We start from the raw sequence: 26,797 nt of genomic DNA, 5'->3' as shown, positions 1-26,797 counted from the left end.
GGAACGACGAGGATCGATGCGACGAGATGTGCGTTAGCCTCGCCATTCGGCGGGGCTGGGCATCGTCGCCGGATCCTCTATCCTCCACGCGGCAGGAGGATGAGAAGACGGAATGAACGACCCAGTAACCTTGCGCCTGATCGGCGCCCCGACCGATCGACACTCTTCCTTCCTGCGCGGGCCGGCGGAAGGTCCCCCGACGATCAGAACCGCTTTGGCGTCCGATCATGCCAACCAGGCCGCGGAGGACGGCACCGAGATCGGCCTCGATGTGCTGCTGGAGGATGCGGGTGACCTGCCGCTGCGGGAGGCCGATGGCGATCACGACATGATCCGGGACGCGGTTGCCCTGGCAGTTCGCGAAGGGCGTGTGCCGATCGTTCTGGGCGGAGATCATTCGGTGAGCTTCCCCGCCGTCGAAGGAATCGCATCGGAGAAGGGGGCTATCGACATCCTTCATTTCGATGCTCATCCCGATCTCTACGACGATTTCGCCGGTAATCCGTTCTCGCACGCATCACCCTTCGCCCGGATCATGGAGCGAGGCTTCGCAAGGCAGCTGGTGCAGGTCGGAATCCGGACCCTTAATCGCCATTGCCGGGACCAAGCCGCGCGCTTCGGCGTCGAGGTCGTGGAGATGCGGCACTTCCATGCGGCGACGGTGCCGATCCCCGCCGGCCCGCTCTGGATCAGCATCGATCTGGACGGCTTCGATCCCGCCTTCGCGCCCGGAGTGTCCCATCACGAACCCGGCGGTCTCAGCGTTCGTGACGTCTTGTCGGTTCTGAACCGGGTCGATCGGCCGATCGCCGGGGCCGACATCGTCGAGCTCAATCCGCGACGAGACGTGAACGGCGTCACCGCTACGCTCGCAGCGAAGCTCGTCAAGGAGCTTGCTGCGCTTGCCAGACGAAGCCCCATGCCGCTTGCGGGCGGGGATTGGAGGCCCTAGCGCCACCGAATTGGAGGGCCGCCGATGATCACAGTGCACCATCTTCAGAACTCGCGTTCGCAGCGCATCCTGTGGCTGATCGAGGAACTCGGGCTGGATTATCGGGTGCGCCGCTACGAGCGCGATCCGAAGACGATGCTCGCCCCGGCCGAGCTCAAGGATGTTCACCCGCTCGGCAAGGCTCCGGTGATCGATGACGATGGATTGGTGGTGGCGGAAACCGGCGCCATCGTCGAATATCTGGTCCAGAAGGCAGGCGGACGGCTCGGGCCGCCGACGCGTCGAGAGGACGTGCTGCGCTATCGGCACTTTCTGCATTATGCCGAAGGTTCGATGATGCCGCCGTTATTTGCGATGCTGGTGGTGAACAGGCTGGGTCTTCTCGGCCGGCCGGCGCGACCCTTCATCCAGAAACTTCTCCAGGGCCATCTCGATTGGCTGGAGGCCGAGCTGTCGAAACGTGATTGGTTCGCCGGCGAGCGATTTACCGCCGCCGATGTGATGATGAGCTTCCCGCTCGAGGCCGCGCGAACGCGTGCCGGGCTCAACAGCAGCCGACCCAATCTGATCGACTGGCTGGAGCGCATCCATGCCCGCCCGGCCTACGGCGCTGCGCTCAACAAGGGTGGTCCTTATGCATATGCCTGATGTCAGCCGCCGCGCCTTTGCCGGGTCTGCGCTAGCTGCGGCCGGGCTCGCAGCGCTTCCGGTGCGCGCTGCTCCCAGCGGCGCACCGCTTGCGAAGATGACCGGTGACGCGGTTCCAATCACGTCCGCCGAGCGCCTGCAGCGGGTTGCGAAAGCGCAGGCCCTTATGCGCGAGCGCGGGCTCGGTGCAATCCTGATCGAGCCGGGCGCATCGCTCGACTATTTCACAGGCGTCCAATGGCGTCGCAGCGAGCGGCTGACCGCTGCGCTTCTTCCTGCCTCCGGCGAGCCGGTGATCGTCACCCCCTATTTCGAGGAACCGTCGGTCCGCGAGAGCCTGTCGATTCCCGCCGAAGTTCGGACCTGGAACGAGCATGATAATCCGTTCGAGGTCGTCGCCGGTGCGCTGCGCGACCGCAAGGTCGCCGACCGCGCCGTCGGGGTCGAGGAGACGGTGCGCTATTTCGCCGTCGACGGGCTCGGCAAGGCACTCGGCGGAGTTCGGATCGAGAATGCCGCGCCGGTCGTACGCGCCTGCCGGATGGTGAAATCCGCTGCCGAGATCGCGCTGATGCAGAAAGCGTCGGACGTGACGCTTGCCGCCTACCGCCACACCTGGCCGGGGATCGAAAAGGGGATGACCCCTGCCGACATCTCAAAGATGATGAACGCAGCGACTGTTCAGCTCGGCGGCAGTCCCGAATTCGCGCTGGTGCTGCTCGGCGAGGCGAGTGCCTACCCGCACGGCAGCGGCAAGCCGCAGCAGGTCCGCGAGGGCGAAGTGGTGCTGATGGACTGCGGCTGCACCGTTCACGGTTACCAATCCGACATTTCGCGGACCTTCGTCTTCGGCACCCCGTCCGACGAGCAGCGGAAGATGTGGACGCAGGTGCGCCAGGGCCAGGAGATCGCCTTCCGCGCCGCCCGGATCGGTGCGGCTGCGGGGAGCGTGGATGATGCGGTGCGCGCGCAATATCAGAGCTGGGGCTACGGCCCGGGTTACCGGCTCCCGGGCCTGTCTCATCGCACCGGTCACGGCATCGGCCTTGAAGGTCACGAGCCGGTCAATTTCGTCCATGGCGAGACGACGGCGTTGAAGCCCGGCATGTGCTTTTCGAACGAGCCCGGCCTGTATGCGCCCGGCAAGTTCGGAATTCGTCTCGAAGACTGCATCTACATGACGACCGAGGGGCCGCGCTGGTTCAGCACGCCGCCACCATCAATCGACCGCCCGCTCGGCTGAGCCCGGCCTGCTTTGCCCGTCTGCGTGGCAGGAGAAGCGGTTCAACGGATCTTGCGCGATTTCGCCTCAGGCCAAGGGCTTGGACCCGGGTCATCGGGAAAGGCCTTGCTTGACCGGCCATTTGGGTTGACCCTCAGTCTTTCCCGGCGGTGGAGAGTTCGTCATGCGCGTCAATCCTACGCTTCTCCTCATTGGTACTGTCTCCGGACTGGCAAGTGCCACTTCGATTGCGGAGCCGGGGCAGCCTGCGGCTAAGGCGAAGAAGGACATGAACGAGGTGGTCTGCGAGAAACAGGAAGTGCTCGGCAGCCGCCTGGCGGTACGCCGGGTCTGCCAGACCCGAGCCCAATGGGCCGAGCAGCGGCGGACCGAGCGCGATCTCGTCCAGGCTTCGCAGTTGAATGGCCGGCAGAAACAATGCAGCGTCAAGGGATGCTAGAGGGAAGGGGCGTAAGATGGCAATGAGAACTGGGTTGCAACTGGTGCTTGTCGCGGGATTCACGGTTCACGCAGCCATGCCCGCCTTTGCCGAGTCCGGGTCGGTCAAGCCGACCAAGGATCCCAATCAGGTCGTCTGCGAAAAGCAGGAAGTGCTGGGAAGCAGACTTGCCGTGCGCCGGGTCTGCATGACTCGCGCGCAATGGGCGGAGCAGCGGCGTGCCGAGCGCGATCTGGTGCAGAATTCGCAGTTGAACGCGCGGCAGAAAAACCCGTGCAACAGAACCGGGTGTTGATGCCGAGAAGAGGCTAGCCTGGAGGCTGAGATTTCGGCCCCGGCGCGTCTCAGGTCACGACAGCAGCCAGTCGCCGAGCAAGCGACTCGGCATGAAGGTGAAGAAGCCTGCGATCAGCAAAGCGCCGATGACGACCAGCAAGATGCCGCGGCGGTGCGCCGCAACGTCGTGCCGCCGGGCGGCGAGCACGATGCGGGGTACCTGGATGATCGTGAAGGCCGAGAGGACGTGGATCGGGCCGAGGTGACCCGGATTGCTCATTCGAATCCAGAAGGTAGCGATTGCGGTGGTCACCAGTGCGATCACCCACACATAGCCCAGCCGCCGGTGCCAGCGATCGCCACGGCGGCGCAGCAAGACCACGGGAGTCAGTCCAAGCGCAAGCAGCATCGTGCCGATGTGAAACCACACGATCCCGGGTAGCGTCTGCCACTCGCCGGATCCACGCACGAGCGCAACCGTCACGGTCAGAAGCATCACGATCGCCAGAGCAGCGAGGACGCGTTCCAAACTGGTCGGCGCTAGGCTTGCTGGCCGCGGTCTCCCATCGACCGCCTGGACAATAGTACCCAATTCAACCCCCAATCATTGCGCCGCCCCGCGCTCGTCGTGGCGTGCCACAAGCCTCGACCTATCCGCAATCCCGCCGCGTCAGCGGCGGGTCGCGAGCGCAAGCTGTATGGCGAGCCCGCCGAGCATCGTCGCCGCGGCCCATCGGGCAATACGCGTCAGCAGCGGAACCGTCTTGAGGCGCATCGCCGCCCGGGCCGCAGCGACGGCGACGACAATGTTCACCAGCGTCCCGACAAGATCGAACCAAAGCCCCAGGAACAGGATCTGAAGCGCCGGTGAGGTGGCCTCGGGCGATACGAATTGCGGCAGGAAGGCGAGGAAGAAGAGCGCAACCTTGGGGTTGAGCACGTTGACCAGCGCGGCCGAGCGGAACAGCAGCCAGCCGCGCGTTGCAGGCGCCGCTCGTCCGGCCTCGGTGCGGGGCGCCCGCAACAAATCGATTGCGATATAGAGGAGATAGGCGGCGCCGACCCATTTGAGCAGGGTGAAGATGGTCTCCGAAGAGGCGAGAATTGCCGACAAGCCGATGACGGCAGCGAGGATGTGGACGAACGTTCCCGCACCAATGCCGAGTGCAGCGATCGTCCCTTGACGTGCGCCGCCGTGCGCCGCCGCTGTGGCGACGAAGGTCATGTCAGCGCCCGGGATGATGTTGAGGGCGAGCCCTGCCATCGCGAACGACAGGAAAACCGGCCAGGCCGGCAACAGGGTGACGCCTCCGATTTCCAGCATCAAAAGGGCTCTTCACCGACCGCCGGAGTCGGGCGGTGCGACGGCGCGTGCGGCGGCTCGATGTCGACAGGCTCGGGTGGATCGAGTTGACCTTCCCAGCGCGCCACCACCGTGCTCGCCACGGCATTGCCGACCACGTTGGTCGCCGAGCGACCCATGTCGAGGAAGTGATCGATGGCGATGATCAGCAGCAGCCCTGCTTCCGGGATGTTGAACTGGGACAGCGTGGCGGTGATCACCACCAGGCTGGCCCGGGGCACGCCCGCGACGCCCTTGGACGTGATCATCAGGGTGAGGAGCATCAATATCTCCTGACCCAAGGTCAGATCGATATTGTAGGCCTGCGCGATGAAGATCGTCGCGAAGGTCATGTACATCATCGAGCCGTCGAGATTGAACGAGTAACCGAGCGGCAGCACGAAGCTGGCGATGCGCGGTGGAACGCCGAACCGATCGAGCGCTTCCAGCGTGCGCGGGAAGGCCGCCTCGGACGATGCGGTGGAGAAAGCGAGCACGATCGGATCGCGGATGTAGCGGACGAGCAGGCGGGTGCGGCTGCCGACGATCAGGAAGCAGATGCCGATCAGCAGCGCCCACAGGATCATGAGGCCGAGGTAGAAGGTGCTCATGAAATAGCCGTAGGTACCGAGAATCGCCGGCCCCCGCTGTGCGATCGTCGCAGTCACCGCGGCGAACACCGCGACCGGGGCGAAACGCATCACATAGTCGGTAACCTGGAGCATCACCTTGACCAGTGCCTCGACGCCGCGGACCAGCGGCCGCGCCGGTTCGCCAACGGCGGTAATCGCCACACCGACGAACAAGGAGAAGACGACGATCTGCAGGATGTCGTTACTGGCCATCGCCCCGATCATCGATTCCGGAAAGATGTGGGCGACGAACTTCGCGAAATCGAAGGCGGAGCGATCGATGCCGGCGGACGCATCGGCGGGCGGCAGCGGCAGGCTGAGCCCGGTGCCGGGCTCGAAGAATGTGACCAGCAGCAGGCCGAGGGTCAGCGAGACGAGGCTGGCGCAGAGGAACCAGGCGATTGCCTTTGCGCCGACCCGCCCAAGCGCGGCCGTGTCGCCCATGTGCGCAATGCCGACGACGAGGGTCGAGAAGACCAGCGGCGCGATGATCATCTTGATGAGGTGGAGAAAGATTGTCGTCGGAATTGAGATATAGCCGGCCAGCATCTTGAGCTGTGCGTCGCCCTCTGCAGTGCCGCCGCCGAGCCCCGCATTGAGCGACCAGCCGACGACGATGCCGAGCACCAGGCCGGCGAGGATGAAATAGGTAAGGCGTTTCGCCACGCGCGGCTCCCCCGGCAAGATTATCTGGCCCGGCAATCGTGCACCGGGGCTCTTCGACCGATCCGTAGAGCATCGGAACGGGCGCGGGCAACTTGGTTCGTCGTGCGATGTGTCAGGTACCGGGCGGGGCTACGACGCACCGAAACGCGTCCGCCCCCCGCCCGGTACCAATTCACGCTGGGACGAGCACGTGCTGCACCACGTCGTCGGCAAGCTTGCCGTTCAGGTCCGCAAGATGATCGAACTCCGCCTCGTAGGTCGCAAGGCCCTGGCTCAGCGACCTGAGCTCGGCGTCGAGGCCCTGCAATTCGGCCTCAGGGAGCAGCGCTTCGACCTTGTCCCAATGCGCCCAGCCCTCGCGCGTCGACATCCCCAGCATCTGGCCGCGGCGGCTCGCAATCGCGGAGGTGATCCGCGAGGTAGAGTGGGACGGGGAGAGGACGGTCACGCGGTGGACAGGTTCGAGCAGGTGTGGTGCCGCCGCGGCGAGCGCCTCCGCCATTGCGATCCTTCCGGCAGTGCGGAAGGCGATCTCGGAGCTGTCGACACTGTGATAGGATCCCTCCACCAGAGTGACAGCGACATCGACAACCGGGAATCCAAGCGGCCCCTTCATCATGGCGTCGCGCACGCCCTGTTCGATAGCCGGGAAATATTGCCGGGGAACGACACCGCCGCTGATCCGCTCAGAGAATTCGAACCCCGCTCCGCGCGCAAGAGGGCGAAGTTCGATGACGACGTCGCCGAACTGGCCGTGGCCGCCCGATTGCTTCTTGTGGCGTCCCCGCTGCGTGACTTCGCTGCGGATCGATTCCTTGTAGCCGACCCTGGGCGACCGCGAATCGACGGCTACGCCATATCGGCGCTTCAATCGTGCGAGAGTGACCTTCAGATGCTCGTCACTGACGCCGCGCAGCCGAGTCTCGTGCAGCATCTCGTCCTGCTCCCATGCGAGCGAGCAATCCTCTTCGCAGAGCCTGTGCAGAGCGGTCGACAGACGCACGTCATCCTTGCGGTCGGTTGTGGTAATGGCGAGCGCATAGTTGGATCTTGGTCTGTCCGCCTTCGGGCGCGCTCCGCCACTCCCGAGCCACTCGCCGGCATGCACCGTTTCCGCCTTGGCGATGGCGACCACATCTCCCGGTGCGGCCCTCGCCACCTTGACCGTCTTGTCTCCCTGCACCGAGAACAACGTGCCGACCCGGATCGGCTCGCCGTTGGGATCCTTTAGCTCGGCGCCTTCGGCCAAGCTGCCGCCGAACAGGCGGGCGAAGGCGAGCCGGCCCATCGAGCCGCCGTGCGAGATTTTGAACACGAACGCACTCGTGCCGGTCGCACAGAGCCGCTCCGCCGCCGCGTCGGGCGCAGGCGCGTCGTGGCGAAGCGCTTTCAGCAGCCGGCGAACGCCGAAGCCGTTGATCGCCGAACCGAAAAGGACCGGCACCACCAGATTCTCGCGCGTTTCACGGGTAAGATCCGCAAAGATCGTCTCCCGGTCAGGCATTTCGTCCATCAGCAATTGCTCGAGCAGCAAATCGTCATGGTCCGCCAGCTGCTCGAGAAGATGGTAGCGCTCCTGCGCTTCGCGGTCGGCAAGTTCGGCCGGAATCTCGATTGGCTCGGAGGCCTTGCCGAGTCGATAATGAAAGGCGCGCTCGAGCGCGAGATCGACGAAGCCGGTGATCTTCTCGTCTTCACGAATCGGGATCTGGCGGGCAACCAGCGCCGAACTGCTCATCGGCTGCAGCGCCTCGAGCAGATCACGGATCTGACCACGCGCCTGATCGATCTTGTTGACGAACACGATGTGCGGCACGCTGAGGCTCTCGAGCCGGCGGAGCATAGGCTCGGCGAGATGCGCGCGTGCTGCATCGGCATCGATGACCACGACCGCCAGATCGGCGCCGGCAATGGCGAGGCTGCCGTCGGCCGCGAAGCCGACCGATCCCGGCGTGTCGACGATCGCGAAACGATCGCCGAGAAAATCGAAGCTCATCAGGTTCAGTTCGGTGGAGGCACCCCGGGCGCGGGCTTCGGGGCTGGAATCGCCGACGCTGGTCTTCGCGTCGACGGATCCTTGCCGATCGATCGCGCCGCCTGCGAACAGGAGGGCTTCGGCAAGGCTGGTCTTTCCCGCGCCGCCGGGTCCAACCAGCGCGATCATCCTGGTTCCAAAGGATCTTTCGGGCATGAGTTTCTCCTCCGTTCGCTGTGCGCGATCCGCGAGGAAGCGCGTTCGCGCCTGGGGCGGAGAGACTCCTCCTATTCGCAGGTCAGCGCAAGGGCAGCGCGATCCCTCTGGATCGCATCGGCTCGGAACGAGGCCGCCCTGTCGCGGGTTGTGCGCGTGAGACTGTCATCCAGGTTCTTGTGTTGCCGCGTTGGAGGTTTGTGATGCCCGCAAAGACGGTTCTGCCGATGATCGTCGCCCTGTCCGCGATCGGTGCCGGGGCCGGCATCTGGCTCGGGCACGCCGCCGTCGGCGACATCGATCCGGTCTTCTTCAGTGACGCGCCGGCGAGTTTCGTCGCCGATCGGGTTGCCTTTCGCCCTCCGGACTGGGCCGGCGTGCAGATCGGCGAGTATCAGCAGCAGGGGCTGCTCGACGGTATCAGCGCGGCGCCGGCACCCAGTGCCGTCTATGCGGCGCCGGCAGTCGCGACCTACGGCGACAGCTGGGCCGCCGACACGACGCAGCAGGCGGAGCCGGTGCGGGCAATCGCTTATCCTTCGGCCGTCGAGCCGGAGAGAGAGGAAGTTCAAGAGGCACCGGTCGATCCCGACATCGTGCGAGTTCACCGCTACGCGAGCTATCCCGTATCGCGTGAGGAGGTGGACGCCGCCGAAGCCGCCGATGACGAACAGACGGGGCCGCACGTCTATACCGCGGGTTACGAGGCGGCTGCCGAATAACGACCTGCAGGGGCAGGCACGCAAGCGGCGCTTGCCCGCATGGCGAGCCTCCCTTACATCGCCGCCATGACCTCGACGAACGACATCCGCCGCTCCTTCCTCGATTATTTCGGACGCGAGGGGCACCAGATCGTGCCTTCGGCGCCTCTGGTGCCGCAGAACGATCCCACGCTCATGTTCGTCAATGCGGGCATGGTGCCGTTCAAGAACGTGTTCACCGGCCTGGAGAAGCGGCCTTATTCGACCGCGACCTCATCTCAGAAGTGCGTCCGCGCCGGCGGCAAGCACAACGATCTCGACAATGTCGGCTACACCGCCCGGCACCACACCTTCTTCGAAATGCTCGGCAATTTTTCGTTCGGTGATTATTTCAAGGAGCAGGCGATCAGCCACGCCTGGACCTTGATCACCAAGGAATGGGGCCTGCCTGCCGATCGTCTCACTGCCACCGTCTACCATACGGACGACGAGGCGTTCGACCTGTGGCGCAAGATCGCCGGCCTGCCCGAGAGCCGCATCATCCGCATCGCGACCAAGGACAATTTCTGGGCAATGGGCGATAGCGGCCCGTGCGGGCCCTGCTCAGAAATCTTTTTCGATCATGGCGATCACATTCCCGGCGGCCCTCCCGGCAGCCCCGACGAGGATGGCGACCGCTTCGTCGAGATCTGGAACCTCGTCTTCATGCAATATGAGCAGGAAGACAATCAGATCGTCCGCGATCTCCCGCGTCCGTCGATCGACACGGGCATGGGCCTCGAGCGTGTCGCCGCCGTGTTGCAGGGCGTCCACGACAATTATGACACCGACACGTTCAAGGCTCTGATCGCAGCGTCGAGCGAACTGACCAAGACGGAGGCAGTTGGCGAGCGCCAGGCGAGCCACCGCGTGATTGCCGACCATTTGCGGGCATCCGGATTCCTCATTGCCGACGGCGTGCTGCCCGCGAACGAGGGCAGGGGCTATGTGCTCCGCCGGATCATGCGCCGTGCGATGCGCCACGCCCATCTGCTCGGTGCCGCCGAGCCGCTGATGTGGCGCCTCGTGCCGTCGCTCACCGCCGAAATGGGCGCTGCCTATCCCGATCTGATCCGTGCCCAGCCCCTGATCGAGGAGACGCTGAAGCTGGAGGAAACGCGCTTTCGTCAGACTCTCGACAAGGGCCTGCGGCTGCTCGACGAAGCCACCGCGGGCATGAACGAGGGCGATACCCTTGCGGGAGACGTCGCGTTCAAGCTCTACGACACGTTCGGCTTCCCGTACGATCTCACCGAGGACGCGCTGCGGGCGCAGGGCCTCGGCGTTGATCGCGGCGGCTTCGACAGCGCGATGGCCGAGCAGAAGGCCGCTGCCCGTGCCGCCTGGAAGGGATCGGGCGACAAGGCCTCGGACGACATCTGGTTCGACATCGCCGAGGAACACGGCGCGACCGATTTCACCGGCTATGCCGGGCATGAGGGCGAAGGCCAGGTGATCGCGATCGTCAGGGAAGGCGTGCGCGTCGACAGCGCCGACGCGGGAGATTCGGTGACGATCCTTACCAATCAGACACCATTCTATGGCGAGAGCGGCGGCCAGATGGGCGATGCCGGGACGATCAGCGGCGACAACGGTCTGGAAGCCGAGGTTACCGACACGGCGAAGCCGCTTGGCCGCCTGCACGCGCACCACGCCAAGATCCGCAGCGGGAACGTCAAGGTGGGCGATGCCGTGAAGCTGCAGGTCGATGCCGAGCGCCGTGCGCGGGTCCGCGCCAATCATAGCGCCACCCACTTGCTGCATGCCGCCTTGCGTCACCGCCTCGGCACCCATGTGACTCAGAAGGGATCGCTGGTTGCCCCCGATCGCCTGCGCTTCGATTTTTCGCACCCGAAGGCGCTGACGGCCGAGGACATCTCGGTGATCGAGGCCGAGGTGAACGCGCATATTCGCGACAATGAGAGCGTCACCACCCGTCTGATGAGCCCCGACGAGGCGATTTCCGCCGGCGCGATGGCGTTGTTCGGCGAGAAATATGGCGACGAGGTCCGCGTTCTGTCGATGGGCCGGGCGGACGAGAACAGCTACTCGGTCGAATTGTGCGGGGGCACCCATGTCGACGCCCTCGGTGACATCGCCTTGTTCAAGATCATCGGCGAAAGCGCCGTCGCCTCCGGCGTGCGTCGGATCGAGGCACTGACCGGCGAAGCTGCGCGCCAGTGGCTGACGGACCGCGAGAACCGGCTCAAGGAAACAGCAGCCGCGCTCAAGGCCTCGCCGGAGGAAGTTCCGGCACGCGTGGTGAGCCTGATCGAGGACCGTCGCAGGCTTGAGCGAGAGCTTGCAGAGGCCAAGAAGGCGCTGGCGCTTGGCGGCGGCGGCGGCAAGGCAGAAGCGCAGGGCCCCGAGCAGATCGGCGGACACGGCTTCATCGGCCAGGTCATCGAAGGCATGGACCCTAAGGCGCTCCGCGGGCTGGTCGATGATGCCAAGAAGCGGGTGGGCTCGGGCGTTGTCGCTCTGGTCACCGTCAACGAAGGCCGTGCCAGCGTCGCCGTCGGAGTGACCGAGGATCTCGTCGGTCGGCGCAACGCCGTCGACCTCGTTCGCTTGGCGGTCTCGGCTCTAGGCGGACAGGGCGGCGGTGGCAGGCCGGACATGGCCCAGGGCGGCGGTCCCGACGGCGCCAAGGCCGGCGAAGCCGTTGCCGCTGTCCGCGAAGCGCTGAATGAAGAGGCGGTCGCGGCGTAAGAGCAGGAGTCCCTCAGATAGCAGAAGCATACGCGCGGCTGCATAAGTCCGCGCGTCAGATGCGCATTGCTCAAGCGGACAGAGGCGTCGCGGCCATGGCCCGTGCGACCGAGACGAATTCGTCCACCGACAGCGTTTCCGCACGTCGGGCTGGATCGATGCCGACACTTCCGAGCGCCTCAAGTGCGCCGGGGAGGCTCTTAAGGCTTTGGCGCAGCATCTTGCGGCGCTGCCCGAACGCTGCCCCGGTGAGCGCTTCGAGAGTAGCTGCGCGGACGCCGTCCGGCGCCGGCTTCGGCACGATGTGGACGACGGCGGACATCACCTTGGGTGGGGGCACGAAGGCGGAGCGGTGGACCTTCATCGCGACCCTGGCGTCGCTGCGCCATTGTGCGAGCACGGCAAGCCGTCCGTAAGCCGAAGAACCGGGTTTCGCGGCGATCCGCTCGGCGACCTCGAGCTGGAACATGAGGGTGAGCGACGCCCAGAACGGCGGCCAGCCCTCGCCCCCAAGCCATCGGACGAGCAGCGCAGTGCCGACATTGTAGGGCAGGTTGGCGACGATGTGCGCGCCGATGCCGGCTTCCGCAGCTTCGCCGACTGCGAGTGCATCGCCTTCGATCACGCGCAGGCGCCCGCCCGACGCCAGATTCACCTCTTCCAATGCCGGCAGGCAGCGGCGATCACGTTCCACCGCGACCACTTCGGCTCCGGCGCGGAGCAGGGCGCGGGTAAGGCCACCGGGGCCGGGCCCGACCTCGTAAGTCCGCTTGCCGGCGAGATCCCCGGGGATTCTGGCGATGCGATCGAGTAATTGCTCGTCGAGCAGAAAGTTCTGGCCGAGAGCCTTGGAGGCGCTGAGGCCGTGCCGCGCGATGACCTCGCGCAGCGGCGGAAGCGTCTCCATCGCCATTTCAGGCTTGGCCGAGGCGTCGGGCGCAGCTCGCCGCCATCGCCAGCGCGGCGATCATCGCGCCGGGCTCTGCCTTGTTCTGTCCGGCGATCGCGAAAGCGGTCCCGTGATCGGGCGAGGTCCTCACGATCGGAAGGCCGAGCGTGATGTTGACGCCTTCATCGAAATGCAGGGTCTTGAGAGGCACCAGAGCCTGATCGTGGTACAGGCACAAGGCGGCGTCGTAGGTCGCCCGCATGCGCGGGTGGAACATCGTGTCCGCAGCGAGCGGCCCGATGATGTCCGCATCTTCTTCGCGCAACCGTTCGATCGCGGGAATGACGGTGTCGATCTCCTCACGCCCAAGCGCACCGCTCTCGCCCGCATGGGGGTTGAGCCCGGCGACGGCGATGCGCGGACGGGCGATCCCGAACTGGCGGCGGAGCCCACGAATGGTCGTCCGACCGCGAGCGACGATCAAATCGGTGGTGACCAGATCGGGCACGTCGCGCAGCGGCACGTGGGTGGTGACCGGCACGGTTCGCAGAGTGGGGCCGGCGAGCATCATCGCCACCATTCCGCTCGAAATTCCGCACCGCTCGGCAACGAATTCGGTCTGCCCGGGGTGGACGAAACCGATCGCGTAAAGCTGTGCCTTGGACACAGGACCGGTCACGATCGCTGACGCTGCGCCGGAGCGGGTCAGCCCGACTGCAATTTCCAGCGCGTCCAGCGAGTTGCGCGCGCCTTCCAGGGTCGGCTTGCCCGGCGCGCTGTCGGCGCCGCCGTCAACGCGGATCACCGGAAGGGCATGCTGGAAACAGGCGGCCGCCTCATCCGGGCCGGCGACCACTTCCACGGGGCCGTTCCAAACCGTTGCGACGGCTTCGGGAGAGCCGACGCCGAAAAAAGGCTCCAGCCCTTCTGCCTGTCGCCGCTCCCAGGCTTTCGCCGTGATCTCGGGCCCGATGCCGGCCGGATCTCCGAGCGCAACGGCAAGCGGAGTGGTCAAAGCGCCCGCCGGCTCAGCGATAATCGACCACGGCATCCCGGCGAAGATCGCGCAGGTACCGCATGGCACGCATGTTGACGCGCTGCTCGGTCAGCTGTCCATAGACCTGATCGAACGAGACTTCGCGCGCTTGGGCGGGATCGTCGCGGCCGCACATGACGAGGACGCTGATCCGATCGTCGACCGCGCCGAAGGGCGGCGTCGCCTGGCCGATAGACAGGCCTAGCAGGCTCTGCTGCATTTGAGCTGGAAGGGTGCGCACGGGTACCTGATCGTTGGTGACGATCTCGGCACCGATCGACTGAGCTGCCGCTTCGGCTCCGCCGCAGCCGCCCATCGACTGGGTCGTGCTGACCAGCTGCTGCACCTTCGCTTCCACCTGGGGGCGCGGCGTGTTCGCCGCAAAACGGACCGTCATCTGCTTGAGGCTGAGGACGGCGTCACGCGGATCGGCGGTGAGGAACTGGCGCGTATCCTCGACGGCGATGATCGAGAAGCCGCCCGGGATCGCAATTGGATCGCTGACCGTTCCGACCGGGATCTGCTTCACGGCGGCAGCAAGCGCTTCCGGCAACTGCTCGGCCCGAACCCAGTCAAGATCGCCGCCGACGGCTGCGGTAGAAGCCTCGGAGAATTGCCGTGCATAGGCGCGGAACGAGGCGCCCTTGCGCAGCTGCTCGACGATCCGCTGCGCGTTGGCGCGTGCCTCTGCGGCGGTCTCGGGCGTCGCCGACAGGAAGATCTCGGAGACCTTGAATTCCTGCGTGCCGCGGGCGGCGTTGAGGCGTTCAATCAGCGCCTGCACCTCTTCCTGCGACACGTTGACGAACGGCTCGATCTGACGCGCTTGCAGCCGGCTCCAGGCGAGCTCGCCGTGGATCTGCCGCTTGATCGAGGTCTCCGAAGAGCCGTTCTGCCGCAGATAGGCGGAGAATTGCTGGGGCGTCTGTTTGAACTGCTGCGCGTAACGCGAGAAATAGGAGTCGACGTCCTTTTGCTCGACCTTCATGTCCTGGGCCTCGGCCGCCTGGATCTGTAGGGTCTCGTCGATCAGATTGCGCAGCACCTGGGCGCGCAGCCGCTGCTCTTCCTCGGCCGGAATGTTGCCGCCGTTGGCGATGCGGATCAGCGCCATACGGTGATCGATGTCGGTGCCGGTGATCACCGTGCCGTTTACGATCGCCGTCGCCTTGCGGATTGAAGGATCCTCCTTGGCGAGAAAGCGCGCATCCTGAGGGATGTCGAGGCCGGTCTGGGCGCCGCCGGGCTGAGCCGCCCCGGCCTGACCGGCGCCTGCCTGAGGCGCCTGGTTGGCAGCGCTCTGGGCAAGGGCGGTGGCCGCCGCCATCGTGCCGGCCAGCATCAGTGCCGCCCTCCGAAAAGTCCCGAGCTTCATCAATCCTCCAATAAAAGCAGGCGCTGTAAATGCCTTAGCCATGCTGAACCCGAGCTTAGCGGCCGAGGTTCTTCAGCGCCACCCGGAACAGAAAGGTGTTCCCGCGCCGGAAGTCTCCGGTGGTGTCATAATCGCGTCGCCACGTCACGCCAATTTCGATGCAATCGTCGTCGTAGCTGAGGCCGATGCGGTGCCGGACCGGCTCGTAGCCGTCGGCCCCGGAGGTCGGATCCTCGCGCGCGTCGGTCAGGTCGATCACGGTCGAGCCGAACAGAGACCAGTAGCGTGCGAACCGGATACGCCCGCCCAGTCGGATCTCCTCGCGGTCGCGCAGATCTTCGATGCCAGGATCGATGTCCCGATTCAGCCGCAGATAGCCGATCGTGGCATAGGTCTGATGTCCGCCGACGACGGCGTCGATTTCGTTGCGGCGAAGCTCAAAACTGTCCTTGTCGAGCCGGAACCGGTGCACGAAGCTCACCTTGTGCCCGACCTTTACCGTCGTACGCCCGACGAAATCAGAGAAACGATCGGAGAGTCCGGTGCCCGGAGGCAAGATGCTCTCCATCTCGCTAAGCCGATAGCTCTGGCCGATCGTCGTTCGCGTGCTGACGCCGGGAAGGTCGAAACCCCAGTCGACCCCATAGGTGACACGGGCGCCATCTTCCCAGCGATCGTAGCCTGGGAAGCGATTGAGCGCGAACAGGTTGGAATCTTCGAGATCAACCGCCCGTGCATCCTCGTTCGGAATGTCGAGGTTTTCAGTCGGAGGCGACGCCACGATCTGGAGTCGTGGTGTAAGCCGCTGCGTGCCCCCCATGAACGATCCGACGAGCGGCCAGCGGATTTCGGCGGCAACCGCGCCGATACCGCGCGCATGCCATCCGCGCTCGCCGCGATACAGGGCGGTGCCGGTCAGATCGACGTCGCCGGTATGGTAGATGTCGCCGCGCGCGTAGCCGGTCAGGATCAGCTCCTGGCCGCCGGCGACGATCCTGCGCCGCTCCCACTTCGCCGCAGCGAAGGCGCGCTGCGTATCCTGACCATCGGTGCGCAGAATGGCGAGGCTGTTCGCCTGGAGTTCGATCTTGCCGCCCCAAATCGGATCGGCGAGCCGGAAACGTGCGTCTATCGCGGGAAGGGCGATCGGTTGCTGTCCGGCATTGTCGATGGTCCGAATGCCCTGGAAGGCCCAGCCGGCAATCGAGATGTAACTGTCGTCGCGGATCCGCTCGACCTCCACGACGGAGCGCAGCCGGGTGTCGCGCGAAATGTCGTAGCGGCGCAGGAAGGTTCGGTCGGTGACGTAGCGCCCTGACGCGGTTACGCTCCAGTCGCGGTCCAGCTGGAAACGGCCATTGCCTTCGAGATAGGCCCGGATGCCCTTGTCCTTGTCGATCGCAAGGCCGGAATCGTCGATCGGGATCCGCGATCCGTAGGTCAGGTAGCCGCCGAGCTGAAAGGCGCCGAGGCTGGTAAGCTGTCGATAATGGCCTTCGATCATCGGCAGCACATCGGTGTAGACGTGTGGTGCGATGGTCGCATCCTTGTCAGGGGCGATCTTGAGATAATAAGGCGTCGAAACCTCGAGACCGTTCGATTGACTAAAGCGCACGTCCGGGACCAGCAGCCCGCTGCCGCCACCTCCGCTCCCGTCGGGATGGGAGAGGCCCGGAAGCGCGATGATGCGGGTGCCGAACAGGCTAAGGCCCGCACCTTCGTAGCGGATACGCTTCTTGAACGGGTCGTGGACGACCCGGACTGCCGTGATCTGCCAGGTCGGATCCTTCGGGCAACCGTCGGGATGTGTCACCGCGCAAGGCGTGTAGGCCGCACGATAGAGCGACGTATAGCCGTCCTTGCGTTCCCCGCGATCCGCGGCGAGGCGGCCACCGCCCTCCAGCACCACCAGGAGATTGTCGGCCACCGCATCACGCATGGCATTGTTGAGGATCACGCTGTCGCCATAGGCGACATCGCCCTCCGGAGTAACCAGGCGGACATTGCCTTCGGCGCGGACTTCGTCGCTGCTGCGTGTCCACACGACTTTGTCGGCGCGAAGCCTGTTACCCTGGCTGTTCATGCGAACGTCGCCGGTGACGGTCACCACATCGCTATTCTCGTCATAAGCGAGCACGTCGGCAGTAAACGCAACCTCTTGCGTATCGTCTCCCAGTGCCGCCGGTGCCGGCGGCCCGGCAATCTCCTCATTTTGCGCAAACGCGGCCGCGGGCGCGCACAGCAAAAGGGGCAGGGCCGTCAGGCAGATAAGGTTCGGTCTTTTCACATTCCCCGCCGCATCTGTCAGGCGACAAAGCCGAGCCTATTGCATCGGAATGCCCGCGCCGCAATGGCGCTTGGTCCATCGGGGCGCGGCAAAGATCGGGGCGGACCTTGGCAAGGGGCACGGCGTTTGCCTACAGGAGCATCAACCTTACGCATCCTGTCACAGGAGTGACCCCCTTGAAGATCAGCTTCACCGCCCAGCGCCCGACCGGTTCCTATGTCCTCGCCATTCCGGTGTGGAGCGACGATTTGCTGACCGAACGCCTCTCGGGCCTCAACGAAGGCGCTCGCAATCTCGCGGCGCGGGCCGCGGAAGCGCAGCGTTTCGAGCGGGAGGCCGCCGCCGTGGCCGAGATCTTCGTCGAGGACAATGCAAACGCCCGCCGCCTGCTGCTAGTCGGCCTCGGCGCGAACCGCAGCGATCAGGCCGTGTTCGAGCGGGTCGGCGGCGGGCTGACCGCGCGCGTGCTGACGTCCGGCGAGACCCGCCTGGTGGTCGACGTGACCGGGCTCGGTCTCGATGCCGATGCGGCGGTCCGCATCGCCTTCGGCGCGGCCGCTCGCGCTTGGCGCCATGACGTCTACCGGACCAAGCTTTCGCGCAAGCAGAAGCCGACCCTCGATGAGGTCGTGATCGTCGGCGCAGCCGAAGGCGCGGAGCACGCCTGGGAAAGCAAATCGGCTTTGCTCGAGGGGATTTCCTTCACCCGCGAGCTCGTCACCGAGCCCGCGAACATCATCTTTCCGGTGAGTTTCGTCGAGCGCTGCCGCAAGCGCATGGAGCCGCTCGGCATCGAGATCGAGGTGCTCGACGAAGATCGCATGCGCGAACTCGGCATGCTTGCGCTGCTCGGCGTCGGCCTCGGTTCCGAGCAGCCGTCTCGCCTGCTGGTCATGCGTTGGAACGGCGCCGGAAATTCCGCGTCCAAACCTGTGGTTTTCGTAGGCAAGGGCATCACCTTCGACACCGGCGGCATCTCGATCAAACCGGCGGCGGGCATGGAGGCGATGAAATGGGACATGGGCGGCGCCGGTGCGGTCGCGGGTGCGATGCTGGCGATTGCCGGACGCAAGGCGAAGGCGAACGTCGTCGGCGTCTGCGCGCTGGCCGAGAACATGCCCGACGGCAAGGCGCAGCGTCCGGGCGACGTAGTCACGTCGATGTCGGGGCAGACGATCGAGGTTATCAACACCGATGCCGAAGGCCGCCTCGTCCTTTGCGATGCGATCACTTGGGCGCAGCGTGAATTCCGTCCCGAAGTGCTGGTCGATCTCGCCACGCTGACCGGGGCGATGATCATCTCGCTCGGCCACGAATATGCCGGCGTCTTCTCGAACGACGACGACCTCGCCGCGCAGCTCCAGTCGGCGGGGCAGGCTACCGGCGACCGGCTGTGGCGCATGCCAGTTGGCGAGAATTACGACAAGCTGATCGACTCCCCGATCGCCGACATGAAGAATGTCGGGCCGCGGGAGGGCGGATCGATCACCGCGGCGACCTTCATCCAGCGCTTCGTCGAACCGGGCGTGAAATGGGCTCATCTCGACGTCGCCGGGACCGTCTGGGCCGACAAGCCGGGGCACCTCTACGACAAGGGTGCGACCGGTTACGGAGTTGCCCTGCTCGACCGGCTGATCGCGGACAATTACGAACGCTGAGGCAAATGGTCGTCAACTTCTACCACCTGACCCAGGCGCCGCTGGAGCGGATCCTGCCGTCGATCTGCGAGCGGCTGCTCGCCGACGGCGCGCGGATCTTGGTGGTGGCGGAGGAGGAGCACCTCGCCCGTATCGACGAGCAGCTGTGGACCTATTCCAAGGACAGTTTCCTGCCGCATGGCCGCACCCGCCCCGAGAGCCAGCCCATCCTGCTCTCGACGGAGCCCACTGCCGCCAACGGCGCGACAGCGGTCGCGCTGGCGGACGGGCTTTGGCGGGAGGAGGCTCTGGACTTCGAACGCGCTTACTACTTCTTCGACAGCGACGGCCTGGATGGTGCGCGGGTCGCCTGGCGTGGTCTGCGCGGCCGCGAGGGCGTGGAGCCGCGTTATTGGAAGCAGGATGAGAACGGAAAGTGGGTGCAAGGTCCCTAGAGCATGGATGATCGGCTCAAGACCAGGTTCGCCAGAACAGTCGTGGGGAATCGCAACGCATGGCAGTGGACACGGACAAGATCGATGAAGCCGTGCTCGCACTGCTGCTGCCGGGACTGCACGGCCCGGGACGCGCCTGAAAAGGTTTCAACTGGGACGCGCTCGACCGGCTTCACGAGCGGGACCTGATCCATGATCCCAGGGGCAAGCAGAAGTCTGTCCTGTTCACCGAGGAGGGGCTGGACGCCACATAGGCTGCATTCGACCGTCTGTTCGGCGCGCCCGGCCCCTGATCAGCGCGCACCCAAACGTATCAGGACAGCGCGCGGGATCGCATATTGCTCGATGACGGGGGCGTGGTTGCGGAGGCCACAAAGTTCTCGCTGAATGAAGTAGGCTTGCACCGCCTCTGCCGCCGCGCGGAGGGCCTCGGGCCTCTCACCCTCCGAGGCCTCGCGGAGTGCGACCAGGTGATGTTCAACACGCTGCCCAGACTGGCCGAGGACATCCGCTTTCTCGCCCAGGATCTCGCGTTCCAACCCGGCGAGACCGGCTTCGGGCCGAAAGGAGAGGCTGCGAGGCGGACGAAAGGACAAATCTGATCTCCGGCGAAAACAACTCCGGAGATGAGGATCCGGAGCCCCGCTCGCAATCCCGCGCGTTCAGTCGAACAACGCCGGCAGCTCACGCTGCACCTCGTGCCAGAATCCCGCCTTGCGGCCGTGCATCGTGCGGAGGATGCCGACATATTCCTCGTGAGGGGCAAGATCGCCGAAGCTCTCGATCCGCTGCGCGGCGCGTCCGCATTCGGCAAGATGGCGCGCGGCATGGCGATAGCGTTTCGACCGGGCGGTCCGAAGCGCGAAGTCGATCATAGCCCGCCTGAGGATCGTGGCGGCAAGCGGGTAGTTCGCGTCCAGCGCGTCGGCCGCAGGGGTCAGATGCTCGTAGGAGTCGCCGTTCCAGGTGCCGGCGCGCCCGCGGACGAGCCGGTCGGCCTTGTCCAGGGCAGGCCAGGCAATCAGGAAATCAAGGGCTCTGCCAGGATCGGCATGCTGCAAGGCGAGTGTGAGAGCCCGTTGCTCCGCGTCGAAGTCCTCGAAATCGGGTAATTTCGCAAGGTAGGCACGCAGCTCCGCAGGAGCGAGCGTCGTCTCGAAACGTTCCCAGCGCAACGCCAATGCTTCCTCCCCACGGCCAAGTGCCTCGAGCGTGGCGATCCGCACTTCGTGCCAGCCGTGAGAGGCGTGGGCCGCGCGCCCGAGCGGCGGTGCCCTGTCCAGCGTCGCGAGCGCATCCTCCGCTTTGCCCGATTCGAGCTGTCGCAGCGCAATTTCCGCAGCGATGGCGGGAACCGTTCGTGTCTCCTCGTCGAATTGCGCCGCATAGGCATCCACGTCCCCGAGCGCGTCGGCAATCTGCTGGAGCAGAAAGCGGGCGTCGCGCTCGCGGCGACGCCTTTCTGCGGCCTCGGGCGTGAATCGCGCGTGAGCGCTGTCCCGTACGACACCGTTGCCGGGGATGGACTCCGTGCGCCATGCAGCGACAAGGCTGCGCAGAAATTCGAGGCCTTCCGGTCCGAGCGCCGGCGAAAGGTTGGGGATCATCTCGCGAAGGACTTCGTAGCGATCCTGAGTTGCGGCCTCAAAGGCGCGCTCGGCCAGGTCGGCCGGCTTTGCGTTTGCGTCTTTGGCGAGGCGTCCAAGGTCGCCGGCCGCAGTTTTGAACGTACGAAGCAGCCTGCCGTTGAAGTCTTCGCTGCGCGGCAGCACCGCATTGCCGCAATCGATCAGGCGCCAGAGCAATGCCAGTGCCTCTGCTGGATCGGCAGGCGCTACTTGCTCGATGATCGCCCTGTGTTGCGCCTCGACGTCGGCGGCGACCGTCTTGACCCTGCCCCAGGTGACGATGCTGCGCGCTGTGGCGATTGTCGTCAGGCGTTTGGCGATCGCGCCACGCACCGCCTCCACTCCAGCCTCGCCGGCAAGTTCGAGACGCAGCCGCCGCTTGGCCGCAGCACTGCCCGTGGTGACCTCGATCAGCAAGGCGGCGAGCCGGGCGGCACCCAGTGCTTCGAGATTCTTGGCGTTCAGGGTCTTCGGAGATGCCACGACTGCCCTATTGTCCTGTTGCGGCCACCGATCAAGATCGGGGCAAAGGGCCGGGTCTCTCGGAGAGGCAACAAACAGGGACTCCGACCCTTCGGAGCCCTTCTCGATCACTTCTCGGGACGACCGTCGACGCTCGTTCATATCCCCTGGAACAGCCGTTTCAAACGGGGACAAACTCAAGGCCTGGGCAAATAACTGTTAGGGAATAACCGCTTGCGACCCCAAGATTCTGGTCGGTCGTCAAATTTGGGGGTGCAACCCCGGCTGCAAAGATATTAAACAAAGATTAACAAGAGAGACGCCGAGTCGCGTTGATCCAATCGAGGGGGTTGGGGGTACATGGGGTTTGTAAGCCGCGTCGGCGGTCGTTTGTTCCTTGTGTCTGCATGTGTGGTCACATTCGCGGGCAGCGCGGCCGCACAGGATCTGAGTTACGAGCCGGTAAGCCCGACTTTCGGTGGAAATCCTTTCAATTCCGCGCACTTGCTTGGCGTTGCCAACGCACAGAATGATTACAAGGACCCGTCGGCGGCGAGCTCGAACTCGCAGGCGGACGTGTTTGCCCGGCAGTTGCAGTCCCGTCTGCTCTCGGCTCTGTCTTCGCAGATCACTGAGGCGATCTTCGGTGAGAACCCGCAGCAGAGCGGGACGATCAGCTTCGGCGGACAGACGATCCGCTTCGATCGTGGGCTAGAGAACGTAACTCTGACCATCACCAACGACGAAACCGGTGAAGTCTCGACGATCATCGTTCCTACCTTCGTCGAGGTGAATTGAGCGATGCGCTTGTTGGGCTTGCTTGCCGGTTGCGCAGCACTTGGCGGCTGCATGAGCCTAGGGGAGGTAGGTCGCTCCGATATCCCGGAGATGTCGCGATTGCCTGTCATCCCGGCGAAGACGCCTAGCCAGAACATGCTTGCGGCGCTGCCGCCGCCGGCGCGCCCGGTTGCCGTCGCGGTCTATTCGTTCACCGATCAGACCGGCCAGTTCAAACCTTCCGATGTCGGCCAGACGCTGTCCCGTGCCGTGACCCAAGGCGGCGGATCGATCCTGGTGAAGGCGCTGCAGGATGCGGGCAAGCGTCAGTGGTTCACGATCGTCGAACGCGAATCGCTCAAGAACCTGCTCAACGAGCGCAATATCATTCGCGAGATGCGTGAACGCTACCTCGGGGAGCAAACGGTCAACCCGCAGGCCCTGCCGGCGATGCTCTTCGCCGGCGTGCTGATCGAAGGCGGCGTGATCGGCTACGATACCAATACCGTGACGGGCGGCGCCGGCGCCGGGTTCCTCGGCATCGGCGCGAGCACGAAGTACCGCCAGGATACGGTGACCGTTTATCTGAGAGCGGTTTCGGTCCGGACGGGCGAGGTTCTCACCACCGTCACGGCGTCGAAGACGATCGCCTCGCATCAGATTGGCGCCAACGCTTTCCGTTTCGTCGCCTTCAAGGAATTGCTTGAGGCGGATGCCGGCTTCACCACCAACGAGCCCGATCATCTCGCCCTTCAGCAGGCGATCGAAAAAGCAGTCTACGGCCTAGTGATGGAAGGTGTCGAACTCAAGCTGTGGGACTTCGCCGATCGCGAGGCCGGATGGCCTTTTCTCTGGCGTTACACCCAGGAGCGCGACGGCGTTTTCTCCGCCGAGCAGGTTCAGGCTGCAATGGCGCATTCGCGTCGGGCTCCGCCGATGAAGATCAAACCACGTGATGTTCCGCCGCTGAAGGAGGAGGCAATCAAAGGCAGCCGCTAGCGGCTGCCTTGTGATGGATTGATCCAGCCACGCAAGAATGGCGAGGGATCGAAAGGAGAGGTCGACGAGCCGCCTGGGGCTCCCCGATCGAGATCGTCCAGGTGGCCGGATCGGAGTTGCAGCTCCTGACGGCCGAAAGATCATGCGGGCACCGGGGTTGCAGCTCCGATGCCCGCGACAAGTAGGCGTCTGAACCTGACCATGTCACCCGAGTCCGGGTGGCATGGCTATCATCTCATGCTCAAGGAATCGCAACCATGAAGCTTTCCATTCTCTCGTCGGTGTCGATCGCCGCGCTGCTCATCGCTGCGCCGGCTGTCGCCCAGAATAACAGCTCGACGGTCGGCCAGAACGGCAAGTACCAAACGGCGGAAGTCAACCAGTCCGGCTCGGACGGCACGTCTCTCATCGACCAGGAGGGCGAGTATCAGATCGCCCGCGTCGCTCAGGACGGCGACAGCGCGAATTCGACGGTTGACCAGCTCGGCAACAGCAACCGCGCGATCGTCGATCAGGACGGCGACAGCGACTCGACGATCACCCAGAATGGCTGGAACAACGGCGCAAGCGTTCAGCAGGACGGCGACCAGAACGTGTCCACCGTCAATCAGCAGGGCAGCTCGAACGAAGTGAGCACCGCGGCCTCGCCGCATGTCGGTCTCGTCCAGGACGGCACCGGCAACAGTTCGTCGGTTGACCAGCTTTTCTCCGACGCCGAAGCCAATGTCTTCCAGACCGGTAATGCCAACACGTCCACCCTGCTCCAGCAGGACGATGCCGGCAGCGCCGCCTTCGTCACCCAGAATGGCGATGACAACGGCTCCACGGTGACCCAGAACAGCGCCGGCGCGATCGCGAACGTTATCCAGGAAAACAGCGGCAATGTTTCCGAGCTCACCCAGGGGCGTTCCGCGGGCAATGCCTTCCAGACCAATGGTCAGCAGGCCCTGATCAGCCAGACCGGCTCGGACAACTCGTCCGTTGCGACGCAGAGCGGCTCGTCCGGCGACCTCAACGTCTCGCAGGCGGGCAACAACAATCTGTCGAACGTCCTGCAGTCCGGCTTTGACAACGCCGCTGGCGACGATTTCGGCGCAGTGGGCGTGAATCAGGACGGCAACGACAACGCGGCGCAGGTCGTCCAGTCGGGTCAGCTGTCGGACGCTTTCATCGATCAAGTGGGCGATTCGAACTACGCGGAGGTCAACCAAGGCGTGAACAATGCGCCCAATCCGGCCGGCGGCAACGATCCCCGCGTGGCTTCGGCATCGATCCTTCAGGCCGGCAGCAGCAATACCAGCGAGATCAACCAATATGGTGGATCCGCCACCGTAAGTGCACGCTTGATGTCTGCCTCGACCGATCAGTCCGGCGACGGCAATACCAGCCTGATCAACCAGACCAACACTCTCATCACTGCTGCGGCTTCGTCGAACGACGCTGATGTCGATCAGTCCGGTGATGAGAACGCTTCCGACATCTTCCAGAACGGGGCAGGCAATGACGCGCTCGTCCAGCAGCTTGGAAATGACAACAACTCCGTTCTCTCGCAGATCGGCACGGGGAACAGCGCCACGGTCAGCCAGTATTCGGACGGCAACAGCTCGACCCTTACGCAGAACGGAACCAACAACTCGGCGATCGTCTCGCAGGGATCGCCGAACAATTAAGTCAGGGGAGGGCGGTCGGCTCAGATGGACCGGCCGTCCTGAATATCGTCACTCAGCCGGCATGGGGTCGGCAGTGGCCATAATGATAATGGGGAGTAAATCATGAAGAAGATTCTTTTCGCTAGCGTCTCGACGCTCGCCTTTCTCGCCTGCACGCCCGCCGTCGCACAGAACAACACCTCGACGGTCGGCCAGACCGGAAGCGATGGCCAGGTCAGCGTTGCGCAGACGGGCAGCGGCGCGCTGTCGACGGTCAATCAAGGCGGTGACGACAACGTCGTCGAAGTGAGCCAGAGCGGCGTCGGCGCGGAATCCGTCGTCACACAGGACGACGCCACCGGCAGCGACGACGACAATGAGGCGTTCGTCAGCCAGGATGGGGACAGCTATTCGAGCGTGCGCCAGACCGCCGATCGGGCGCTTGCCGACGTTGCGCAGGAGGGCGATGCCCATCGCTCGATCGTGGAGCAGAGCGGCAGCGACGACACCGCCTACGTGAGCCAGAGCGGCACCAACAACGATTCGACGGTGCTGCAGAGCGGCAGCAGCAATGCCGCCGATGTCGCGCAGAGCAACTCCGGCAACACGTCCAGCGTTTTTCAGACGAGCGGCCTCAATGATGCAATCGTCGAGCAGACCGGTGCCGACAATCAGTCGACCGTCACCCAGCAGGGCGGATTGTTCGGCGCAGCTGCAAACAGCGCCAACGTGCTGCAGTCGGGCGACTCGAACAGCTCGACCGTTACCCAGGGGGGCGTGCTCAACTCGGCCGGAGATGGCGATGACGCCACGGTCCGCGGCGTGGTCCAGAGCGGCGACAACAATATGTCAAACGTCGTTCAGAACGGTGGTTTGCAGGACGCCTATGTCGAGCAATCCGGCTCCGGAAACAGCTCCGACGTGAACCAGGGCGGTTCGCTTGGCGCGGCGCACAGCGCCGAAGTGGACCAGGGCGGCGACGGCAACGTCTCCACGATCCTGCAGCGCGGGGCTTTGTCCGACGCGTTCGTCGATCAGGGTGGCAACGGCAACAGCTCGGATATCGACCAGGGCGGCACCGCTGGCACCTCCCACTCGACCGACGTGGCCCAGAGCGGCAACAGCAACAGCTCCAGCGTTCTGCAGCGTGGGACCTCGTCCGAGGCCCTTGTGGATCAGAGCGGCGACAACAACAGCTCCGACGTCAACCAGGGCTTGCTCGGTTCGCATTACGCCGATGTTTCGCAGAGTGGTGACGACAACAGCGCCACGATCGATCAGCTGGGCTGGAACCAGGAAGCCTATGTCGAGCAGATCGGCGGCAGCAACACCGGGACGATCTCGCAGGGCACCGTCAACGGTTCCGGTCAGTATGCCAGCATCATCCAGGGCGGCGAAGGCAACAGCTCCGACATCGTCCAGGATGGCGCCGGCCACACCGGTGAGACCGACCAGGCAGGCGATGCAAACAGCTCGACCCTGACCCAGAACGGCAGCAACCAGTTTGCAGCGCTCACCCAGGACGGCAGTGACAACCTGTCGGACATCGATCAGTCCGGCAGCGACAACAGCGCAGTCGTGGATCAGTTTGGTGATCTGAACGAATCCAACGTGTTCCAGAACGGCGCGGACAACAGCGCTACCGTCGCGCAGTACAGCAATGGGAACGCTTCGACGATCAACCAGAATGGCACCGGCAACTCCGCCGTGGTCACGCAGGGTGGACCTTCGAGCAACTAACCAAGTACCAACTGGCCGGCGT

The 26,797-nt window shown here is 64.7% G+C and carries 23 protein-coding genes and 1 pseudogene; 14 read left to right on the top strand and 10 right to left on the bottom strand.

What is annotated here, in order from left to right:
* The first annotated feature begins 112 nt into the window (after nt 1–112).
* From C7I55_RS22790 to C7I55_RS22770, 5 genes are all read left to right on the top strand, one after another.
* The gene (locus C7I55_RS22790) at nt 113–952 is read left to right on the top strand and encodes an agmatinase family protein (RefSeq protein ID WP_106515335.1); all 840 of its coding nucleotides are present in this window, start codon (nt 113–115) and stop codon (nt 950–952) included.
* A gap of 24 nt (nt 953–976) precedes the next feature.
* Nucleotides 977–1,600: a glutathione S-transferase family protein gene (locus C7I55_RS22785; protein ID WP_106515334.1), complete on the top strand. Its 624-nt coding sequence runs from the start codon at nt 977–979 to the stop codon at nt 1,598–1,600.
* Nucleotides 1,593–2,843 carry a M24 family metallopeptidase gene (locus C7I55_RS22780; protein ID WP_199193027.1) on the top strand — a complete coding sequence of 417 codons (1,251 nt, stop codon included), beginning with the start codon at nt 1,593–1,595 and terminating at the stop codon, nt 2,841–2,843. The genes C7I55_RS22785 and C7I55_RS22780 overlap by 8 nt, the downstream gene beginning before the upstream one ends.
* Nucleotides 2,844–3,006: 163 nt before the next feature.
* Nucleotides 3,007–3,282 carry a hypothetical protein gene (locus tag C7I55_RS22775; RefSeq protein WP_106515332.1) on the top strand — a complete coding sequence of 92 codons (276 nt, stop codon included), beginning with the start codon at nt 3,007–3,009 and terminating at the stop codon, nt 3,280–3,282.
* Between the two features lie 16 nt (nt 3,283–3,298).
* Nucleotides 3,299–3,577 (top strand): hypothetical protein, encoded by a 279-nt coding sequence (locus C7I55_RS22770; protein WP_146151118.1) that lies wholly within the window; start codon nt 3,299–3,301, stop codon nt 3,575–3,577.
* 54 nt (nt 3,578–3,631) lie between these two features.
* Here C7I55_RS22770 and C7I55_RS22765 read toward each other — a convergent pair whose 3' ends face one another.
* From C7I55_RS22765 to C7I55_RS22750, 4 genes are all read right to left on the bottom strand, one after another.
* Nucleotides 3,632–4,054: a DUF2306 domain-containing protein gene (locus tag C7I55_RS22765; RefSeq protein WP_106515429.1), complete on the bottom strand. Its 423-nt coding sequence runs from the start codon at nt 4,052–4,054 to the stop codon at nt 3,632–3,634.
* Nucleotides 4,055–4,228: 174 nt separating this feature from the next.
* Entirely contained in the window at nt 4,229–4,882 is a 654-nt protein-coding gene (locus tag C7I55_RS22760; protein ID WP_106515330.1) for a LysE family translocator, read from the bottom strand.
* On the bottom strand, nt 4,882–6,198 hold the full coding sequence (locus C7I55_RS22755; protein ID WP_106515329.1) for a dicarboxylate/amino acid:cation symporter: 1,317 nt from the start codon (nt 6,196–6,198) through the stop codon (nt 4,882–4,884). The genes C7I55_RS22760 and C7I55_RS22755 overlap by 1 nt, the downstream gene beginning before the upstream one ends.
* Before the next feature lie 172 nt (nt 6,199–6,370).
* On the bottom strand, nt 6,371–8,389 hold the full coding sequence (locus C7I55_RS22750) for an elongation factor G (protein WP_106515328.1): 2,019 nt from the start codon (nt 8,387–8,389) through the stop codon (nt 6,371–6,373).
* 203 nt (nt 8,390–8,592) lie between these two features.
* Between C7I55_RS22750 and C7I55_RS22745 the strand changes: the two genes are divergently transcribed.
* On the top strand, nt 8,593–9,111 hold the full coding sequence (locus C7I55_RS22745) for a hypothetical protein (protein WP_106515327.1): 519 nt from the start codon (nt 8,593–8,595) through the stop codon (nt 9,109–9,111).
* 66 nt (nt 9,112–9,177) lie between these two features.
* Nucleotides 9,178–11,841, top strand: coding sequence for an alanine--tRNA ligase (gene alaS, locus C7I55_RS22740; protein ID WP_106515428.1), 2,664 nt, complete (start codon nt 9,178–9,180; stop codon nt 11,839–11,841).
* Between the two features lie 70 nt (nt 11,842–11,911).
* Here alaS and rsmA read toward each other — a convergent pair whose 3' ends face one another.
* Genes rsmA through C7I55_RS22720 form a run of 4 tightly spaced genes read right to left on the bottom strand, consistent with a single transcriptional unit; the run spans nt 11,912 to nt 17,428 of the window.
* Nucleotides 11,912–12,754, bottom strand: a complete 843-nt coding sequence (rsmA, locus tag C7I55_RS22735; RefSeq protein WP_106515326.1) for a 16S rRNA (adenine(1518)-N(6)/adenine(1519)-N(6))-dimethyltransferase RsmA — start codon at nt 12,752–12,754, stop codon at nt 11,912–11,914.
* A 1-nt stretch (nt 12,755) separates the two neighbouring features.
* Nucleotides 12,756–13,781 carry a 4-hydroxythreonine-4-phosphate dehydrogenase PdxA gene (gene pdxA / locus C7I55_RS22730; protein ID WP_106515325.1) on the bottom strand — a complete coding sequence of 342 codons (1,026 nt, stop codon included), beginning with the start codon at nt 13,779–13,781 and terminating at the stop codon, nt 12,756–12,758.
* On the bottom strand, nt 13,759–15,141 hold the full coding sequence (locus C7I55_RS22725) for a peptidylprolyl isomerase (protein WP_106515324.1): 1,383 nt from the start codon (nt 15,139–15,141) through the stop codon (nt 13,759–13,761). The genes pdxA and C7I55_RS22725 overlap by 23 nt, the downstream gene beginning before the upstream one ends.
* A 55-nt stretch (nt 15,142–15,196) precedes the next feature.
* Complete coding sequence (locus C7I55_RS22720; protein ID WP_106515323.1) at nt 15,197–17,428, bottom strand: LPS-assembly protein LptD; 2,232 nt, start codon at nt 17,426–17,428, stop codon at nt 15,197–15,199.
* 176 nt (nt 17,429–17,604) lie between these two features.
* Here C7I55_RS22720 and C7I55_RS22715 point away from each other — a divergent pair, with 176 nt between their 5' ends.
* The 3 genes and pseudogenes from C7I55_RS22715 to C7I55_RS29305 form a co-directional block, all read left to right on the top strand.
* Nucleotides 17,605–19,086, top strand: coding sequence for a leucyl aminopeptidase (locus tag C7I55_RS22715; protein WP_106515322.1), 1,482 nt, complete (start codon nt 17,605–17,607; stop codon nt 19,084–19,086).
* A 5-nt stretch (nt 19,087–19,091) separates the two neighbouring features.
* Nucleotides 19,092–19,520 carry a DNA polymerase III subunit chi gene (locus tag C7I55_RS22710; RefSeq protein WP_106515321.1) on the top strand — a complete coding sequence of 143 codons (429 nt, stop codon included), beginning with the start codon at nt 19,092–19,094 and terminating at the stop codon, nt 19,518–19,520.
* Between the two features lie 152 nt (nt 19,521–19,672).
* Nucleotides 19,673–19,774, top strand: a pseudogene (locus C7I55_RS29305) (DUF6429 family protein); the annotation flags it as partial.
* Nucleotides 19,775–19,813: 39 nt separating this feature from the next.
* On the opposite strand, the gene C7I55_RS29510 reads toward C7I55_RS29305, so the two are convergent.
* Both C7I55_RS29510 and C7I55_RS22695 read right to left on the bottom strand, forming a co-directional pair.
* A complete protein-coding gene (locus tag C7I55_RS29510) occupies nt 19,814–20,059 on the bottom strand; it encodes a DUF6665 family protein (RefSeq protein ID WP_408640627.1) in 246 nt (81 codons plus the stop codon).
* Nucleotides 20,060–20,182: 123 nt separating this feature from the next.
* Entirely contained in the window at nt 20,183–21,631 is a 1,449-nt protein-coding gene (locus tag C7I55_RS22695; protein WP_106515319.1) for a DUF6880 family protein, read from the bottom strand.
* 339 nt (nt 21,632–21,970) lie between these two features.
* Between C7I55_RS22695 and C7I55_RS22690 the strand changes: the two genes are divergently transcribed.
* The 4 genes from C7I55_RS22690 (at nt 21,971) to C7I55_RS22675 (ending at nt 26,775) form a co-directional block, all read left to right on the top strand.
* Nucleotides 21,971–22,408, top strand: coding sequence for a curli assembly protein CsgF (locus C7I55_RS22690; RefSeq protein ID WP_106515318.1), 438 nt, complete (start codon nt 21,971–21,973; stop codon nt 22,406–22,408).
* 12 nt (nt 22,409–22,420) lie between these two features.
* Nucleotides 22,421–23,386 carry a CsgG/HfaB family protein gene (locus C7I55_RS22685; RefSeq protein WP_408640626.1) on the top strand — a complete coding sequence of 322 codons (966 nt, stop codon included), beginning with the start codon at nt 22,421–22,423 and terminating at the stop codon, nt 23,384–23,386.
* 257 nt (nt 23,387–23,643) lie between these two features.
* Nucleotides 23,644–25,056: a beta strand repeat-containing protein gene (locus tag C7I55_RS22680; RefSeq protein ID WP_106515316.1), complete on the top strand. Its 1,413-nt coding sequence runs from the start codon at nt 23,644–23,646 to the stop codon at nt 25,054–25,056.
* Nucleotides 25,057–25,158: 102 nt separating this feature from the next.
* The gene (locus C7I55_RS22675) at nt 25,159–26,775 is read left to right on the top strand and encodes a hypothetical protein (protein WP_106515315.1); all 1,617 of its coding nucleotides are present in this window, start codon (nt 25,159–25,161) and stop codon (nt 26,773–26,775) included.
* Nucleotides 26,776–26,797: the final 22 nt, after the last annotated feature.

Origin of the sequence: Allosphingosinicella deserti, assembly GCF_003012735.1 — a bacterium.
Lineage (GTDB): Bacteria > Pseudomonadota > Alphaproteobacteria > Sphingomonadales > Sphingomonadaceae > Allosphingosinicella > Allosphingosinicella deserti.
The sequence above is the reverse complement of the archived record's forward strand: the minus strand, read 5'-3'. Positions and strand labels throughout refer to the sequence as shown.